Raw genomic sequence first — 897 nt, forward strand, 5'->3', positions numbered from 1 at the left:
GGTCGCTATCAGGGCATCCGCGACGTGGCGCTGGAGTACGCCTTCCTCTTGCGCGTACTGGATATCCGCTGATGCAGGGCCTGCTGTATCGCTGGCTGTTGCTGATGGGCGCGGGGCACGTGCTGCTGGGCATCGTGCTGGCCTTTGCCGCCCACCTGCCGCTGACCCAGGGGTACTTCGACTACCTGTACGCCGCCCGTGGCCTGCCCCTGCCGAGCCCCGAGCAGCAGGTGCCGCTGCGCACCCTGGTCGGCCTGTTCGGGCCCACCGTGGCCAGCTGGGGCCTGCTGTTCTGCGCGCTGCTGGTGATCTACCGCCGCCACGGCCTGGGCCTGATCAAACCCGTGCTGATCGCCGCCCTGCTGCTGTGGAGCCTGCTCGACAGCGCCTTCTCCATCGCCTTCGGCTTCACCCTGCACGCCTACCTCAACGGCGCGGCCGCTCTGGCCATGGGCATCCCGTTGCTGGCCCTGAGGCCCGCCACCCGGCCACGTTCGCCGGCGCTGACACTGCGCCATGACAGCGGGCGTCGCCTGCGTGTGCTGATCACCGGCGGCAGTGGTTTCATCGGCAGCCCGCTGGCCACGGCGCTGAGCCAGGCCGGCCATGAGGTACTGATCCTGACCCGCGACCTGGCCAGTCTCGGCCAGGTGCGCGGGCGCATCAGTGCGCTGACCGACCTGGCGCAGATCGCCAGCGATGAGCGCATCGACTGCCTGATCAACCTGGCTGGCGAGCCATTGGCCGGGCAGCGCTGGAACCCTGCGCGCAAGCAACGCTTCCTGAGCAGCCGGCTCGACACCACCGACGCACTGCTGCAACTGGTGCAGCGCCTGGAGCACAAGCCCGAGGTGCTGCTCAGCGGCTCCGCCGTCGGCTACTACGGGCACTGGCAGG

Annotated in this window: 1 protein-coding gene; it reads left to right on the forward strand. The window is 69.6% G+C overall.

What is annotated here, in order from left to right:
• Positions 1-71: 71 nt before the first annotated feature.
• On the forward strand, positions 72-897 hold an 826-nt coding region (locus J0A65_RS24340; protein ID WP_206596837.1), incomplete at its 3' end, for an NAD-dependent epimerase/dehydratase family protein.

The organism is Bowmanella yangjiangensis, assembly GCF_017255015.1.
Taxonomy (GTDB): Bacteria; Pseudomonadota; Gammaproteobacteria; order Enterobacterales; family Alteromonadaceae; genus Bowmanella; species Bowmanella yangjiangensis.